Origin of the sequence: Corynebacterium sp. CTNIH16, from assembly GCF_032821655.1 — a bacterium.
In the GTDB taxonomy this organism is placed as follows: domain Bacteria; phylum Actinomycetota; class Actinomycetes; order Mycobacteriales; family Mycobacteriaceae; genus Corynebacterium; species Corynebacterium marquesiae.
Window position 1 is genome coordinate 278,942 of record NZ_JAVBIG010000002.1, and the last position, 15,516, is coordinate 294,457.

The following is a 15,516-nucleotide window of genomic DNA, read 5'->3' on the forward strand; positions in this document are numbered from 1 at the left end:
ACGTCCTATCGTACCCCAAACCCACATTCCCTATTTCCGCTGCCAGTCGCGCCGATGCACAGGCCGTGCGGACCCATACCACCGTGGGCAGATTCCTTGAGATCCACCGTGACGGGCTGGCCCACCGTATCGATGCCGATGGGCACCATGAGACGCGCCGAGCCCTCCCGGCCATGCCACATGCCGCTAGCCGCTAGCTCTTCCACATCGCGATAGCCGAGAAGGCCCATAAGGTCACTGCCGCGCCGGCCAGAAGTACTATCGGGGCGGCGGTAGGAAGACATACTACGCGCGAGCAACGTCGCGCCGGCCACACTCATCCCATCGGGAGCCCCAAGGTCTTCCACCCCTGCCGCGGTGACCACCTGCAGCTGCTCCCCTGCCACGAGGCTTAGCCCTTCGTGCTCGGCGCGTACCCCCAGCGCCGAAGACGGCGCCCCACCAATCTCAATGATGGTGGTATAGGAGTCATCGTGGAAGAAGTCTTCGGTTCCCGTGGTCAGCACGCCATCGACTATGAGGATGCGAAAGCGCGCCTTTTCCGGCGTGCGCGCATGGGGCAGCCACTTCAGCCACTCCCACTGGCCACCGATGGCCTCAATACCGCAGGTTTCCGGGCCATGCGCCAACGCCATCTGCAGCACCATTGCGCGCACCATATCGCGGGAGGGATCTGCGGGCTCTTCGCCCCGAGTCGACGCCATTCCGGACACGGACAAGAAGCGAAAGGCCTGCAGTTGGATAACCACCGGCATATCGGGAACGGTGCCCACTGCCTTAATGGTCTGGCGCATGCTCACCGCACACACCGGGTCCAGGTCTTCCGTGGCGCCCGAATCCGGCACGTTGATGGGGGTGCACAAAGTCGTTGGTCCAGTTCCCACGCGTACCTCGAGGGCGTCCGAGTCATCCGGGCCACGCTCCCACATGCGGCGCGAGCCGACTAGAGTGCTGAGTTCCACCGGTGCCGGGTGGCGATAAATTTCATGTGCACGCTGCGCCGAGGCATTGCGCAGCGCCTTTTCTCGCAAGGCTTTGATGTGGCGCAGGTAAGTGCGCCGGGTTTCATCCGGATCCTGCCCGCTGTTATTAGGCCCAAACATCATGGCCATGCTCGCCAGCATCATCAATGGAAACATCAAGGCCATCGGGCTAATCTGCCGGGATTCCCCAGCGCCTAACACCATGAGGGCGACCATGCCGAGCATAGCCGCAATCATCACCACCGGAAGCAGCAGCCGCACCAGCGGCACCGGCTGCGGGCGCACCGCCTCCGGGACTTCCTCGGCCTCGATGCTGCCGGTGGGCAGCGGCGGCGCAGCATCCCGCAGTGGCATGGTCAACGGCTCAATGACGCGGGTATCCCCGATCCCAAGCATGCCTAAATAACCTCCCCCGAGCCACGCGCCAAGCGCCCTTGGCCCCCTGCCAAGATTCCCCGCGCTGCGGTGGACACGTCGCCACTAGTAAGCCACAATATGTGGCATTGGGCAAGGGGGACGCCCACAATCCATACATTTTTCGGGGGGCATCATGACTACTGCAACGGCGCATCATCTGCGCCTTACCGTTCGCATTCATGCCGGCGCTTTCCACAAGGAGGCGGACGTGGCGTTACCGCTAAGCTCCAGCGTGGGCGAGCTTTTGGCGGAGATCACTGACTTGGTCGATGCGCCCACCATTTCTGAACCCTGGCGCGCCAGTACAGCCTCCGGCCGCGCCATCGATCTCACCGCCCCATTGGCTGCCACTGCGCTCACGGAAGGCTCAATTCTTGTTATTAGTCCGCGCGAGCGCCGGTCTGCACCGGTGATTCGGGATGCGGCGGAATCGCTCGCCGCCGCGGCTGAAGAGGATACTACCGCCGCCCTTCCCACCATCTGGGCTTGGGCAGGGCTGCTTGCCGCCTTCGCACTAGTGTGGGTTAGCACCCTTCCCCTAGCTGCGTGGGCGGCGTTGACCGCTGGAGCCCTGTTGCTTGCCTTGTGGACCCGTGCCCTATCACTGGTGCACCTTAGCCTGGTAGCCGGCATGGCGTGTGGCTGGGTGGTGATTTCGCCCTCGCTTAGCGAAGCCCCCTTTGCCGCACTCACCGCCTGCGTCGCCCTCCTCATCGTGCTGCTTGCCTGCCACGTCACCGGGTTAAGCACGGTTCGCACTACTGCCGTGGCACTCACCGTCTCAGTGCTGTTGTTGGTCGCGGCTTTGGGCTATCTGCTGCCCGGACCAGGGACGGGGCTCCAGGGCAGCCACGGTACGGCGGCAGCCGCTTGCGTGGTGATCGCCGGCATTATCCTGCTGGCCGCAGCTCCTGCGCTGACCGTTGCCACCGCTGGGCTCAAAGTCCCGCAGTTGCCCACGGCCGGCCAAGACCTCGCGGTTTCTGATGCCTTCCAGCCGGATATCGATATCCGCGCCCGGCGCGCCGGCAGCGCCTATGAGGGAATGTGCTTTGGGCTGTCGCTCTGTCTCATTCCGGCCCTTATCACCCTCTCACTGACGGGCAGTGGTCCGGCCTTGGCGCCGACTAGCGGCGCGCCCGATTCTCTCTCCGAGTACGTTGCGGTGCTCTTTGGTGCCGAGCACACCGGCGTGGGCTTCGTCCAAGCACTCTGCGTGACCACCGCGGGTGCCGTCGTCATGCATGCTGCCCGGCACGGTCGTGTGATAGCTAGCTGGGCCCTGATGCTGCTGGCGATGACCGCCTGTCTCGCTACATGCTTGTGCGCTGCCCACACGGTAGCGGATTCCGGCCTTACCGATGCCTGGGGGCCGATCCTTGTTGCCTGCCTGGTTCTCCTCGCCATGCTGAGCGCCCCGCTATGGGCACCCAAGGTGGCCGAGCTCGAGCCCACCACCATCGCGTGGTTTGAGCGCATAGAATCCCTCGCCATTGCCGCTAGTTTGCCGCTGGCCGCACACCTAGCCGGTGTCTTCGTGCTCATTAGGGGGCTTGGATAATGCGCGTACTGCCCACCGCTTTAGTAGTTGCATTCGCTGCAGGACTGACTGCTGCCCCCTACGCGGCCGCGCGCGAACCGGACCGCGAATGCGCCGCCGCGCATTCCTCACCGCTTTCGCCCCAGCCAAGCCAGGAGCAGTTAGACTACCGGGCCCGCCTACATTCCTTTGCTACCGGGGAAGGCGTCAAAGTAGCCGTTATCGATACTGGCGTGGCCCGTCACGATCAACTGCGGCATCTCAGCAGTGGCGCGGACCTTGTCGCGCCCGAGGACCCAGAGCCGCATCACGATTGCGACCTGCACGGCACCGTCGTGGCCGGTGTCATCGCCGGTCACGATATCGGTATCGCTCCGCGAGCAGAGATTTACGCTGTGCGCCAGACCAGCGCGCACTACCGCCAGGAAGCCGAGGACAGTACCACCGGCTCGCTGGACACCTTGGCCCGCGCCATCGATGACGCTGCCGATGCCGGTGCCCGCATCATTAACATTTCGGTTGTTTCCTGCGTTCCGCCAGATGTGGCCGCGCAGGTCGATACTTCCCGATTGGAACGCGCTTTGGCGCATGCGGAAGACTCCGGCGCCGTGGTGATCGCTGCCTCGGGCAATGCGTCCTCTGGCAGCTGCGAGATGGGTGACCGCGTCTTTCCGGCGGATTCGCCAACGGTGCTCTCTGTAAGCGCCCTAGCGGATTCACACGAACTCGCTGACTACTCACTGAATTCAGCCGACGGACCCCAGCTTGCTGCGCAAGGTTTCATTCCGCTAGCGCTCAACCCCGCGGGTGGATGGGCCGATGGTAAGGAGGGCACGGACGGAACGGCGCAGTTCCATGGCACCTCCTTTGCCGCGCCGGTGGTCAGCGGCACCGCTGCCCTCTTGGCACAGCGCTTTCCCGACGATAGCCCGGCCGCCCTCCGTAAACGCTTGGAGGACGCCGCAGAACCGGGACACGGCTTCATCGACCCGCTCACTGTGCTCACCCACGTGGAAGCGGGCGCGGACGTCGATACCCGGGCTATGACCATCCGCCCCGCTGACGAAGGCGACTCCCGCGCCCCCACACGCAGTGCCTGGGTGCTAGGTGGATTAACGCTTGCGCTTGCTGCGTGGGCCGTGTGGCGCGGGCTACGGCCTAAGAGCTAACCTGCAGCGCCTGCTCACGGTTCAGCGCGGAGCCTTCCGGCAGCAAGCGCAGGATCTCCCACGGCACCTGCGCGCCCACGCCGGTGCCAAGGGCTTCCAAAGTCTCTTTGTCCTTGACCTCGTGCCGCTGCCCCGTGGGTGAGACCACGTGATAGCCATGGCCGCTGTCTACGCCTACGCCACCGGCGTCGAGCCCACCAAAGCGATGGGCCACCGACTTACCTGCCAAGGCGATGGTGCCTGCTTGGGCAGGTACCACTACCCCGCCGCCCTCGTTACCGGCACACATCCAGCCATCGTCCGGGCTTAAGAAGCGGAAGGACGTGGAGGGAAGGTTGAGGTTTAAAGGGGCGTCGGCAAGCGCGGCAATCTCCTGCGGCGTGGCTGTCGTCTCCTTGGCACCCACGCCTGTGAGCATCTCCGCCTGCGTAGGCGTGAGCTCCGCTACGCCCTCGGGCGTACGCGCCCACAGGCTCTGCCCAGTATCGACAACCTCGGGCGGATTGGCCGGGAAGTTCAGCGGCGGCAGCTCCGCAAAGGCATTGAGCAGCTCGGGCGGCACGGGCCAGGTGTGGGTACTATCGTCCACGCCCAGCGCCCGGCGCACGACTCGCCCTTCGGTGCTGGAGGATTCTGGCAACGCCACGCGGCCTTCCTCTGTGATAAACCACTGCGCGCCCTCGGATTCCACCAGTGCGGCGCGCTCCTCACCGAGGGTTTTCTGCTCGGGCTCGGCGAGAACAATAACCTCCTGCGACGCAACCTGGTGGCCGCCGATGCTGGTTGGGTTTTCTGTAGTCGGCGCCTCATCCTTGCCGGCTAAACACGCTGCCCAACGCTGCTGGGGAGTCTCGCCTGCTGCCGCGAGGTACCCAGGGGCATCCGAGATACCCACCGGTGAGCCCAGTAGCGCTTCTTGCAGGTGCTCATCCCCAATGGTCTGCGCCTCGGCCGCCTGCCCGGCGATAATGCGCGCCGACGCCAGGTTGAATACCGGGTGGTAGGTGTCGTTGACATCCACAAAGAGCTGGCCCTGCTCCGAGCGCACAATCGGCGCATCACCCGGCTGCGGGCTCGGCTGCAGCCATGCCAACATACCGGACCCCACCGCAAGGAAGGCGACGCCGACCCCACCGAAAAGGAGCGCTTTGCGGCGCCTAGCCAATGGATCGTGAATCATGCGGATATCGCCTAATACGAGCCCATGCTCGACGCGGCGACGCAAGAATTTATGGCCCGATACCTGGGCCTTGGTAGTAGGCAGCGGACGTGCCATGATTTTCCCCCGAAAAGTCTGTGTACACCCAGCACACAGGCTATCCCAGGGAAGCGACCGCTGCCACTTGGGCGCTAGTCGGCGCTGCGCCTTTCGCGGGTGACCTCGGCGCGTGCCGCCAGTTGATCCGCGGCCGGGTAATCAACGGCGACGAGGGAGAGTCCCTTGGCCGGGGCCACGGGGATGCTGGAAGAGCGCTTCGTCTCCTGCAGCAGTCCCGCGGCGAAGTCGGCATCGCGCCGCCCCTCCCCCACGCGCAGGCAACAGCCCACCAACGAGCGCACCATCGACCAGCAGAACGCATCGGCGCTTACGCGGGCCTCAAAAAGCTCCGGTTCTTCGGGCGTAGAGACGTCGCGCCAAGAAAATTCCTGCAATTCACGGATGGTCGTGGCATTCGGCTTGGCTTTACAAAAAGCCGCAAAATCATGCAGGCCCACCAGGGCGGTGGCGGCTTCTTGCATGGCATCGATATCCACCGGCTTAATCCACTCGGCCGTATCCCGCGCCCGGGTCGGCAGCGCGCCGCGCGGGTTGGTGGTAATCCGGTAGACGTAGTGCCGCCGCAGCGCCGAAAACCGCGCATCAAAGCCCGCGGGTGCGAACTCGCACCCGTGTACCCGAACGTCTTCTGGCAGAAGCTTTGCTAACCGACGAACCAGCTTCGCCGGCTCCCCCGCCACCGAGCGCTGCGCCAGCATGTCTGTGGGAACGTCGACGTGCGCCACCTGGCCACGAGCGTGAACACCGGCATCCGTCCGGCCAGCGACCGTCAGCGCCACCTCCGTGCGCGCAATCATCGCCAGCTTTTCTTCCAGAACCCCCTGCACCGTGCGCAGACCGCCCTTCTGCTTGGCCCAGCCATGAAAGTCCGTGCCGTCATAAGCCAAGTCCAAGCGCAGGCGAACGAACCCGTCCGCCGGCCCTTCGGGGGAAGTCGATGCTGCATCTGTCATAGTGGGCTTCATGCTACCGGAGTGTTTACTGCCCGCCGGCGCTGGGTCGTTCGTGCGTTGAGCCCTAGTGGGGTGCGGACATGACAAAGCCGCCGCCCCTCCCACAGACGGGAAAGACGGCGGCGAGGCGCTAGGGCCGAAGGGAAATTACTTCTCCTCGGACTCCTCAGCTGCGGTCTCCTCGGCAGGTGCCTCGGTCTCAGCAGCCTCGTCTGCCTTAGCTTCCTCAGCCTCAGCGGCCTTGGATGCGGCAGCGCGGGTAGCGCGGTTAGCCTCAGAGGTCACGGTCTCCTCGAGAACGAGGGAGATCTGGGACATCGGGGCGTTGTCACCGGTGCGGTTGTCCAGCTTGATGGTGCGGGTGTAGCCACCCTCACGGTTCTCAAACTTCGGCGCAACCTCGTCGAACAGGTAAGAAACAACATCCTTGCGTGGGATGAGCTTCAGGACTGCGCGGCGGTCAGCAACGGTACCGGACTTAGCCTTGGTGATGATCTTTTCGATGTACGGGCGAAGAACCTTCGCCTTGGCATCAGTGGTCTTGATAGCGCCGTGCTCGATCAGGCTGGCTGCCAAGTTGCTCAGCATGTGAGCCTGCTGCTTGGCGGAGCCGCCGAGACGGGCACCCTTCTTAGGGGTTGGCATTGTGTACTCCTCGTATGCGGTAAAAGTTGAGCGCGCGGCAATTAGGTCATTGCCGCAAGTCAGCGGGGTTCTTTACTCGGAATCCTCAGCAGCCGGATCCTTGAAGTCACCGGTTTCTGCGTCGTAACCCTCGAGCTGGGTTGGGTCGAAATCCTCAGGGGTGTCCTTGAGAGCCAGGCCCAGGTTAGCCAGCTTGATCTTTACCTCATTGATCGACTTCTGGCCGAAGTTGCGGATATCCAGCAGGTCGGACTCGGTGCATTCAGCGAGCTCGCCCACGGTGTGAATCTCCTGACGCTTCAGGCAGTTATAAGAGCGGACGGAGAAGTTCAGGTCCTCGATCGGCATGCCGTAGGCAGCGATGTACTCGCTCTCCTGCGGGGAGGGTCCGATCTCAATGCCTTCGGCAGCGTTGTTCAGCTCGCGAGCCAGGCCGAAGAGCTCGACCAAGGTGCCGCCGGCGGAAGCCAGGGCATCGCGGGCAGAAATCGAGTTCTTGGTTTCGACGTCGATGGTCAGCTTGTCAAAGTCGGTGCGCTGCTCAACACGAGTTGCCTCGACCTTGTAGGAGACCTTGAGGACCGGGGAGTAAATCTGGTCGACCGGGATACGGCCGATCTCACCGGAGGTGGGAGCGGCTGGGACATAGCCACGGCCGCGCTCGACGACGAGCTCAATGTCCAGCTTAGCGGTGTCATTCAGGGAAGCGATATGCAGATCCGGGTTGTGGATCTCCACGCCAGCCGGCGGCTGGATATCGCCCGCGGTGACATCGCCCGGGCCTTCCTTGCTCAGGTACATAACAACCGGCTCATCGGAGTCGGAAGAAAGCACCATGCTCTTGATGTTCAAGATGATCTCGGAAACGTCTTCCTTCACACCGTTGATGGTGGTGAACTCGTGGAGAACACCATCGATCTTGATGGAGGTTACCGCTGCACCCGGAATGGAGGACAGCAGGGTACGACGCAGCGAGTTACCGAGGGTGTAGCCAAAGCCCGGCTCGAGCGGTTCGATGACGAACTTGGAACGAGACGAGTCGATGAATTCCTCGGTGAGCTGAGGACGCTGGGAAATGAGCATTGAAATTCTCCTTTTCGGCGCCCGCTATTTGACGCCGGTAGAGGGGTAAAAATCTTCGGGATTGAAGATTCCTGGTTATCCGCCAGGCCATTACAGGCCGTGCGGTATAACAGTTTACTTCGAGTAAAGCTCGACGATGAGCTGCTCCTGCAGCGGAATGTCGATCTGAGCGCGCTCGGGCAGCTGGTGCACGAGGATGCGCAGGGTATCAGGAACAACCTGCAGCCATGCCGGTACGTTGGCATCGATGAGGGCGTCCTGAGCATCTTCGAACCATTCCATCTTCTTGGAGCGGTCACGGACATCGATGATGTCGTACTGGGTGACCTTGTAGGAAGGAACGTTGATGTTCTTGCCGTTCACGGTGAAGTGACCGTGGGAAACAAGCTGGCGAGCCTGGCGGCGGGTGCGTGCCAGACCTGCACGGTAAACTACGTTATCCAAGCGGGACTCGAGCAGGATAACCAGGTTATCGCCGGTCTTGCCCGGGAGGCGGTTAGCCTCTGCGTAGTAGCGACGGAACTGACGCTCCAGCACACCGTAGGTGTACTTTGCCTTCTGCTTCTCCTGGAGCTGCAGCAGGTACTCAGATTCCTTGATGCGGTTGCGGCCAGCCTGTCCCGGTGGGTACGGGCGGCGCTCGAATGCCATATCGCCGCCGACCAAGTCGACGCGAAGACGGCGGGATACGCGGGTAGCGGGGCCAGTGTAACGAGCCATTTTCTTACCTCTTCCTTTCCCTTAAACCTTGCGGCGCTTGGTCGGACGGCAGCCGTTGTGCGGCTGTGGGGTTGCATCCGTGATCGAGGAAACCTCGAGGCCTGCAGCCTGCAGGGAACGGATGGCGGTCTCGCGGCCCGAGCCCGGACCCTTGACGAATACGTCAACCTTCTTCATGCCATGATCCATTGCCTTGCGAGCAGCGTTCTCAGCTGCCATCTGAGCGGCGAACGGAGTGGACTTACGGGAACCCTTGAAGCCAACGTGGCCGGAGGATGCCCAAGAGATAACAGCACCCGTCTGATCGGTGATCGAGACGATGGTGTTATTGAAGGTGGACTTGATGTATGCGTGGCCGAGGGCCACATTCTTCTTTACGACGCGACGGCCGGAACGGCGCGCGCCGGAACGAGTCTTTGGAGGCATGAATTACTTCTTCTTTCCTGCGATCGTCTTCTTCGGACCCTTACGAGTGCGCGCATTGGTCTTGGTGCGCTGGCCACGTACAGGCAGGCCACGGCGGTGGCGCAGACCCTTGTAGCTACCGATTTCAATCTTGCGGCGGATATCAGCCTGAACCTGACGGCGGAGGTCACCCTCAACCTTCCAGGTAGCCTCAATTGCGTCACGGAGCGCCGACAGCTGGTCATCATCCAGGTTGTCAGTGCGCAGGTCAGGAGAAATGCCAGTCTTTTCTAGCAGTTCCTTGGCACGGGTTGGACCGATGCCGTAGATGTAGGTGAGAGCGACCTCCATGCGCTTATTGCGGGGGAGGTCAACACCAGCTAGACGTGCCATATGGCGTGTCCTTTCGGGTTGTTACGGCGGTTTTCTCCCCATCCGTCCCGCTCCATGCAACGCTTCGCCCGGACCGTGCCGGGAATCCTTGGGTTGCTTACCAGTGCGGGCTCAGGCCACCGTAGCCTGAGGTGGACAGAGTGAACCTATGGGTTCACCCTTGGGTGAGGAGGCTTACTGTCTTTACTTGTAGCGGTAGACGATGCGTCCGCGGGTCAGGTCATAAGGAGACAGCTCTACAACCACGCGGTCCTCTGGGAGGATGCGAATGTAGTGCTGACGCATCTTGCCAGAAATGTGTGCAAGAACCTTGTGTCCATTGTCGAGCTCGACACGGAACATTGCGTTGGGCAAAGGCTCGATAATGCGGCCTTCTACCTCGATTGCGCCTTCCTTAGCCATAACCTCTACTTTTCTGGCGACGGCCAAGTGCGCCGTCACCTGCATGTTTGTTGTCTACTGCGGTGGCGTATCCGCGCCAGCCTCGCTGACGCTATACACCGACTTAACAGCATACGCTGCAGCGACACGTTTTCCAAACCGCTGCGCTTTCCGACGCCCCGCTAGCTCGCCCGCCCCTCACCCTAAGCCAGCAAAATCCCCCAAACCAATTCTCCTCCTCGGGAGCTCAGTTCGGGGGATGAGGCTTTCGCTTAAGCGCGGGCCTTAGTAGATAAAGACCTTATCGCCAACCTGCACATTATCCCAGTAGCGCTTTGCAGCCTCTGGCGGCAGGTGAACGCAGCCATTGGAATCAACGGCTGGGTCATCCAGGTGGAAGGCGTGACCGTTGTTGGTGAAGTAAATGGAGTACGGCATCGGCGCGTTATTGAACTCGCGGGAAATGTCATGCTCTACCTTGCGGCCAACATAGAACGTGCCACGCGGGGTTTCCTGACCACGCATGCCAGCAGACATAGCCGGGGAGACATAAGAAACCTTGCCGCCGTCCTGCAGCCAGGTGCGGCGACCGTCAAGGTCAACGCAAACCTTCGCGTCAGCCGGGCACGGGCCACGGTCGAACTGGTTGGCGCGGCGCTGTGCTTCTGCCTTGCGTGCTGCAGCCTCAGAACGAGCCTTCTCAGCAGCAACGCGCTCAGCGTTGGCGCGAGCAGCGGCCTCGCGGGCCTTACGTGCTTCCTCATTCTTCTGTGCAATCAAGCCTGGGAAGAGGAACTCTACGGCGCCGTCCACTGCGGTCTGGACGTTAGGCGCCAGCTCTGGGGAGAACTTCTCTGCCTGGTCCAGAATCTGGTTGCGGGTATTCCAGGCCTGCTCCCGGCTCTGGCCGTAGAAGTTATCCAGCTGCTTCTTTGCCTCGGCGGTGAGGTTGTCTAGGCCGGACTGGGAAGAGAGCTGAGCGAGGTCGGAGTTTGCCTTGGAGCTGAGCTGATCCAGGTTCGGAATCTCCTGGGCAGTAGCGGCAGGAGCCGCAATGGTGGTGCTCAAGGCCATCACGCCAGCGACTGCGGGCGCTGCAACCGTGGCACGGATCTTGCGGAAGCTAAATTTAGACATGGCTGTGAGTATAAACCTTTCAGGGGAATATGCCTAGTGCAACAGGCAATATCGGGGAATAAATGTCAGTAGCGGCGGGTAAGAATACGGGGCCCATCGCCGGTCGCGGCGACCGTATGCTCCCAGTGAGCGGCGAAAGAGCCATCGAGGGTAACGACCGTCCAGTCATCCTCTAGCACGGCAGAGTCCTCTGTGCCCAAAGTTAGCATGGGTTCAATAGCTAGGACGGAACCTTCTTGGATCAGAGGGCCGCGACCTGGGCGGCCCTCATTAGCCAGGTAAGGATCCTCGTGCATGGTGCGCCCGATGCCGTGACCGCCGTAACCATCCACGATGAATAGATCCACGCCGAACTTCTGCTCGGCTCTTCGGGTGGCTTGCTCGAGGGCATGGGAGACGTCGGTAAGCAGATTGCCCGGAACCATAGCCTGCATGCCCTCCATAAGGACATACTCGGTGGCCGTGTTGAGGGCCGCGACATCAGCATCGAGTTCACCCACTGCGAAGGACCAAGCGCTATCGCCTACCCAACCATCGAGCGTGGCACCGCAATCGATGGACACCAAGTCGCCTTCTGCCAGGATGGTTTCCTTATCCGGAATGCCGTGCACGATGACGTCATTAACGGAAGCACAGATGGAGCCCGGAAATCCTTCGTACCCCTTGAAGGTGGGATAGGCGCCGGCATCGCGAATGGTCTGCTCAGCCACCGCATCCAGCTCGAGAGTAGATACGCCAGACGCCGCAGCAGCGCGGACTTCCTGCAGTGCCTTGCCAACAATTTCGCCGGCGGCCTGCATGGCGTCTAGCTCGCCCGGGGTGCGAGCGGGGATGCGCTTACTGCGGCGTCGAAAAGCCATGCTTACTTACCCAGTGCTTCCATCGCACGGGCATTGATTTCCTCCACGGTGCCTTCGGCCTTAATGGAGATGATGGCATCGCCGTAGTGCTCGATAAGCGGGAAGGTTTCCTCGCGGTAGACACCGAGGCGGGTGCGGATGGTCTCCTCGTTGTCGTCGGCGCGGCCACGGGCCATCATGCGCTCAACCACAACGTCCTCGGAGACCTCGAAGTTGAGAACTCCGTCGAGCTTCTCACCCTTCTTGGCCAGCAGCTCCTCCAGGATGTCTGCCTGCTCGGTGGTACGCGGGAAGCCGTCCAACAGGAAGCCATTCTTGGCGTCATCTTGGTTAAGGCGGTCCTCGACCATGCGGGCGGTGACGTCGGTAGGTACCAGCTTGCCTGCATCGATGTAGGACTTTGCCTCTACACCCAGCGGGGTGCCTTCGCCGATATTGGCGCGGAACAGGTCGCCGGTGGAGATGTGCGGAACGTTCAGCTTCTCGCTGAGGATAGCTGCCTGGGTGCCCTTGCCGGCACCGGGAGGTCCTAGAAGTACAAGACGCATTACTTAAGTAGTCCTTCGTAGTTGGATTGCAGTAGCTGGGACTCGATCTGCTTGACCGTAGTCAAGGCGACGGAGACCATAATCAGGATGGCCGTACCACCAAAGGCGGACGTGCCGCTGGCGGAGGATCTGCCTACGCCGAGGTCCAAGAGGATATTCGGCAGGATGGCGATAAGTGCCAAGTACAGGGCGCCCACGCACAGCAGACGGTTCATCACATAACCAAGGTACTCCGCAGTCGGGCGGCCCGGGCGAATACCCGGGATGAAACCGCCGTACTTCTTCATATTATCCGCCTGCTCTGCCGGGTCGTACTGAACCGAGACATAGAAGTAAGCGAAGAAGATGGTCAGGACGAAGTAAAGCACAATGTATTGCCAGGAGGAAGGTGCCTGCAGGTGCGCGATGACGTTGCGCTGCCACCAGTTATCAGGGGTGCCGGGGGAGCCAGAGTTCACAATCTGGGTAATGAGAACCGGCATGTAGATAAGGGAGGAAGCGAAGATGACCGGGATAACTCCGGCCTGGTTGACCTTTAGCGGCAGGTAGGTAGAGGAACCACCGTACTGGCGACGGCCGACCATGCGCTTAGCGTACTGGACCGGAATGCGACGCTGGCCCTGTTCGATGAAGGTAATGCCAACAACCAGGATGACCAAGCCGGCTACAACCATGGCGAAGACGAGTCCACCATTGTTCTGCAGGATGCTTACACCATCGGTTGGCAGGCGGGTTGCGATACCGGCAAAGATGAGCAGGGACATGCCGTTGCCAATGCCCTTTTCAGTGATGAGCTCACCCATCCACATCACCAGTACGGCACCGGAGGTCATGGTAATCACCAGGACGATGAGGGTGAAGAAGTTACGGTCTTCTGCCAAGACCGGTACACCCTGGCCCAGCAGCTGCTCGCGGTCTGCCAGCGCGACGATGCCGGAGGATTGCAGCAGCGCCAACGCGAGGGTCAGGTAGCGGGTGTACTGGGTCATCTTGGCCTGACCGGACTGGCCTTCCTTCTTCAATTCCTCAAAGCGAGGAATGACCACGGTCAGCAGCTGCACAATAATCGACGCCGTAATGTACGGCATGATGCCGATGGCGAAGATCGACAGCTGCAGCAACGCACCACCCGAGAAGAGGTTGATGACGGAGTATAGGTCTCCGGACTGCTCGGTCAGCTGGCGCAAGCGGCCAGCAATAGACGCATAGTCAACACCCGGAGACGGGATCTGTGCACCGACGCGGTACGCGATGATCATCACAATGGTGAAGATGATCTTCTTACGTAGATCGGCATCCTTAAAAGCCTGGACAATGGCGGACACTACAAAATCCTCCTGGCCTACCGCTGCCGAACGCGAAATCTAGGGAGGGTTTCGCGTTCACACACGGAGGTGGAAACTCATCTACCCCTAGGAAACCACACCCTGAGCCAGAAAGCTTAGGGGAAATTCAGGTTTCCTTCAGGGACGGTTGAACACTTATGACCCCATCACCCTACCAGCCTTACCCCACATAGCCACATTAAGCCCCAATAGTGTGACCATGATTGCTTGTCCTTTCGCGCGTTTTGTATCCGGGGTTTACCATGGGGGTATTGCCAGCGCGCAATTCCCTTTTTAGTCTCCGACCTCGCGGGTCCCTGCGCCACGAGGCCGTTATTGGTGTGAACCTAATGTTTCGAAAGAAGTACTTATGAGCAAGAAATTCACGCCGATGACCGTTGCTGAGATCATCGACGTTTTTGTCCCTAGCCCCAACCCCTTCCGCTGGGAGGCCTTCGACGGGTCCGCGACCGGACCGGAAGACTCCCAGTACAAGGTGACTATTAATAGCCTTGAGGGCCTCTCTTTTATTGCCACCCATCCCGGCGATGTGGGTTTTGCGCGTGCATATGTCACGGACGGCATCACGGTGCATGGCGACCACCCGGCCCACCCCTATGGCATTTTTGACGCACTGCATGCCATGTATGACAAATTCCACAAGCCGGACGCCAAGACCCTGGCCCACGTTGTTCGTTCCCTCGCATCCATGGGCGCCTTCCAGATCCAGCCGGTCCCCGAGGTGGAGCGCGCTTCATGGCTACGCCGCAAGCTACATGACGGCCTATCCAAGCACTCGAAACAGCGCGATGCCGATGTCATTTCTGACCACTACGACGTGGGCAATGATTTCTACGAGCTCTTCTTGGGCGATTCCATGACCTATACCTGCGCCTACTACCCCTCCCCGGACGCCACGCTAGAGGAAGCGCAGGAGAATAAGTACCGCCTCATCTTTGATAAACTCCGCCTCAAGGAGGGCGACCGCCACTTGGATGTGGGCTGCGGCTGGGGCGGTATGGTGCGCTACGCGGCACGCCGCGGCGTGAAGTCCATCGGCGTCACCTTGTCCAAGGAACAGGCCGAGTGGGGCCAGCGCAAGATTGAGGAGGAAGGCCTCCAAGACTTGGCGGAAGTCCGCTTCATGGACTACCGCGATATCACCGAAGAGGGCTTCGATGCTATCTCCGCCATCGGCATTATCGAGCACATTGGTGTGAAGAACTACAACGACTTCTTCAAGTTCCTCCACGGCAAATTGAAGGTCGGCGGCCTGATGCTCAACCACAACATCACCTACCCGGATAATCACAAGACTCCTAAGGGCGGCTTCATTGACCGCTATATCTTCCCCGACGGCGAGCTCACCGGTTCCGGCAACGTCACCAAAGCCATGCAGGATAACGGCTTCGAGGTCATCCACACCGAGTCTCTGCGCTTTGATTACATGCGCACGCTGCACGATTGGTGCGAGAACCTGAAGGAAAATTGGGATGAGGCCTGCGCCACCGTGGGCCTGCCCACCGCCCGCCTGTACGGCATTTATATGGCCGGATCCGAATGGGGCTTTGAGCGAAATATCATCAACCTTTATCACTTCCTCGGCGTCAAGCTGGGCGAGGCCGGCTCCCGCGCCGGTGTGCCTGAGCGCCGCTGGTGGGAAGATAGCCGCTTTTAA

General features: G+C 61.0%; 16 protein-coding genes. 3 read left to right on the forward strand and 13 right to left on the reverse strand.

Going from position 1 to position 15,516, the window contains the following annotated elements; translation table 11 throughout:
* Positions 1-5 precede the first annotated feature (5 nt).
* Complete coding sequence (locus tag RAE04_RS03340; RefSeq protein WP_317026429.1) at positions 6-1,379, reverse strand: cell division protein FtsK; 1,374 nt, start codon at positions 1,377-1,379, stop codon at positions 6-8.
* A 154-nt stretch (positions 1,380-1,533) separates the two neighbouring features.
* On the opposite strand from RAE04_RS03340, the gene eccD reads away from it, so the two are divergent.
* Positions 1,534-2,961, forward strand: a complete 1,428-nt coding sequence (eccD, locus tag RAE04_RS03345; RefSeq protein WP_308572947.1) for a type VII secretion integral membrane protein EccD — start codon at positions 1,534-1,536, stop codon at positions 2,959-2,961.
* Complete coding sequence (locus RAE04_RS03350; protein ID WP_317026430.1) at positions 2,961-4,109, forward strand: S8 family serine peptidase; 1,149 nt, start codon at positions 2,961-2,963, stop codon at positions 4,107-4,109. The genes eccD and RAE04_RS03350 overlap by 1 nt, the downstream gene beginning before the upstream one ends.
* Here the strand turns inward: RAE04_RS03350 and eccB are convergent.
* The 12 genes from eccB to secY form a co-directional block, all read right to left on the reverse strand.
* On the reverse strand, positions 4,099-5,385 hold the full coding sequence (gene eccB / locus RAE04_RS03355) for a type VII secretion protein EccB (protein ID WP_308572949.1): 1,287 nt from the start codon (positions 5,383-5,385) through the stop codon (positions 4,099-4,101). The two genes, RAE04_RS03350 and eccB, sit on opposite strands and share 11 nt — an antisense overlap.
* Positions 5,386-5,459: 74 nt before the next feature.
* Complete coding sequence (gene truA, locus RAE04_RS03360; protein ID WP_308572950.1) at positions 5,460-6,353, reverse strand: tRNA pseudouridine(38-40) synthase TruA; 894 nt, start codon at positions 6,351-6,353, stop codon at positions 5,460-5,462.
* 135 nt (positions 6,354-6,488) lie between these two features.
* Positions 6,489-6,986, reverse strand: coding sequence for a 50S ribosomal protein L17 (rplQ, locus tag RAE04_RS03365; RefSeq protein WP_023020595.1), 498 nt, complete (start codon positions 6,984-6,986; stop codon positions 6,489-6,491).
* Positions 6,987-7,058: 72 nt separating this feature from the next.
* Positions 7,059-8,069, reverse strand: coding sequence for a DNA-directed RNA polymerase subunit alpha (locus RAE04_RS03370; protein ID WP_284792056.1), 1,011 nt, complete (start codon positions 8,067-8,069; stop codon positions 7,059-7,061).
* 114 nt (positions 8,070-8,183) lie between these two features.
* Positions 8,184-8,789 carry a 30S ribosomal protein S4 gene (rpsD, locus tag RAE04_RS03375; protein WP_005322762.1) on the reverse strand — a complete coding sequence of 202 codons (606 nt, stop codon included), beginning with the start codon at positions 8,787-8,789 and terminating at the stop codon, positions 8,184-8,186.
* Positions 8,790-8,810: 21 nt separating this feature from the next.
* Positions 8,811-9,215 (reverse strand): 30S ribosomal protein S11, encoded by a 405-nt coding sequence (gene rpsK / locus RAE04_RS03380; RefSeq protein WP_005322764.1) that lies wholly within the window; start codon positions 9,213-9,215, stop codon positions 8,811-8,813.
* A 3-nt stretch (positions 9,216-9,218) separates the two neighbouring features.
* The gene (gene rpsM / locus RAE04_RS03385; protein WP_005322765.1) at positions 9,219-9,587 is read right to left on the reverse strand and encodes a 30S ribosomal protein S13; all 369 of its coding nucleotides are present in this window, start codon (positions 9,585-9,587) and stop codon (positions 9,219-9,221) included.
* Positions 9,588-9,770: 183 nt separating this feature from the next.
* Complete coding sequence (infA, locus tag RAE04_RS03390; RefSeq protein WP_004566852.1) at positions 9,771-9,989, reverse strand: translation initiation factor IF-1; 219 nt, start codon at positions 9,987-9,989, stop codon at positions 9,771-9,773.
* 264 nt (positions 9,990-10,253) lie between these two features.
* Complete coding sequence (locus tag RAE04_RS03395; protein WP_317026431.1) at positions 10,254-11,105, reverse strand: L,D-transpeptidase; 852 nt, start codon at positions 11,103-11,105, stop codon at positions 10,254-10,256.
* A gap of 65 nt (positions 11,106-11,170) precedes the next feature.
* Positions 11,171-11,965 carry a type I methionyl aminopeptidase gene (map, locus tag RAE04_RS03400; RefSeq protein WP_317026432.1) on the reverse strand — a complete coding sequence of 265 codons (795 nt, stop codon included), beginning with the start codon at positions 11,963-11,965 and terminating at the stop codon, positions 11,171-11,173.
* A 2-nt stretch (positions 11,966-11,967) separates the two neighbouring features.
* A complete protein-coding gene (locus tag RAE04_RS03405) occupies positions 11,968-12,513 on the reverse strand; it encodes an adenylate kinase (RefSeq protein ID WP_005322769.1) in 546 nt (181 codons plus the stop codon).
* Positions 12,513-13,838 (reverse strand): preprotein translocase subunit SecY, encoded by a 1,326-nt coding sequence (secY, locus tag RAE04_RS03410; protein ID WP_284792053.1) that lies wholly within the window; start codon positions 13,836-13,838, stop codon positions 12,513-12,515. The genes RAE04_RS03405 and secY overlap by 1 nt, the downstream gene beginning before the upstream one ends.
* Before the next feature lie 370 nt (positions 13,839-14,208).
* Between secY and RAE04_RS03415 the strand changes: the two genes are divergently transcribed.
* A complete protein-coding gene (locus tag RAE04_RS03415) occupies positions 14,209-15,516 on the forward strand; it encodes a class I SAM-dependent methyltransferase (protein WP_317026433.1) in 1,308 nt (435 codons plus the stop codon).

Coding starts and splice junctions, on each gene's coding strand:
- eccB (WP_308572949.1), bottom strand. CDS start 5,385: ATGGCACGTCCGCTGCCTACTACCAAGGCCCAGGTATCGGGCCATAAA.
- RAE04_RS03350 (WP_317026430.1), top strand. CDS start 2,961: ATGCGCGTACTGCCCACCGCTTTAGTAGTTGCATTCGCTGCAGGACTG.
- infA (WP_004566852.1), bottom strand. CDS start 9,989: ATGGCTAAGGAAGGCGCAATCGAGGTAGAAGGCCGCATTATCGAGCCT.
- RAE04_RS03370 (WP_284792056.1), bottom strand. CDS start 8,069: ATGCTCATTTCCCAGCGTCCTCAGCTCACCGAGGAATTCATCGACTCG.
- RAE04_RS03395 (WP_317026431.1), bottom strand. CDS start 11,105: ATGTCTAAATTTAGCTTCCGCAAGATCCGTGCCACGGTTGCAGCGCCC.
- truA (WP_308572950.1), bottom strand. CDS start 6,353: ATGAAGCCCACTATGACAGATGCAGCATCGACTTCCCCCGAAGGGCCG.
- map (WP_317026432.1), bottom strand. CDS start 11,965: ATGGCTTTTCGACGCCGCAGTAAGCGCATCCCCGCTCGCACCCCGGGC.
- eccD (WP_308572947.1), top strand. CDS start 1,534: ATGACTACTGCAACGGCGCATCATCTGCGCCTTACCGTTCGCATTCAT.
- rpsD (WP_005322762.1), bottom strand. CDS start 8,789: ATGGCTCGTTACACTGGCCCCGCTACCCGCGTATCCCGCCGTCTTCGC.
- rpsM (WP_005322765.1), bottom strand. CDS start 9,587: ATGGCACGTCTAGCTGGTGTTGACCTCCCCCGCAATAAGCGCATGGAG.
- RAE04_RS03405 (WP_005322769.1), bottom strand. CDS start 12,513: ATGCGTCTTGTACTTCTAGGACCTCCCGGTGCCGGCAAGGGCACCCAG.
- RAE04_RS03415 (WP_317026433.1), top strand. CDS start 14,209: ATGAGCAAGAAATTCACGCCGATGACCGTTGCTGAGATCATCGACGTT.
- rpsK (WP_005322764.1), bottom strand. CDS start 9,215: ATGCCTCCAAAGACTCGTTCCGGCGCGCGCCGTTCCGGCCGTCGCGTC.
- rplQ (WP_023020595.1), bottom strand. CDS start 6,986: ATGCCAACCCCTAAGAAGGGTGCCCGTCTCGGCGGCTCCGCCAAGCAG.
- RAE04_RS03340 (WP_317026429.1), bottom strand. CDS start 1,379: ATGCTTGGGATCGGGGATACCCGCGTCATTGAGCCGTTGACCATGCCA.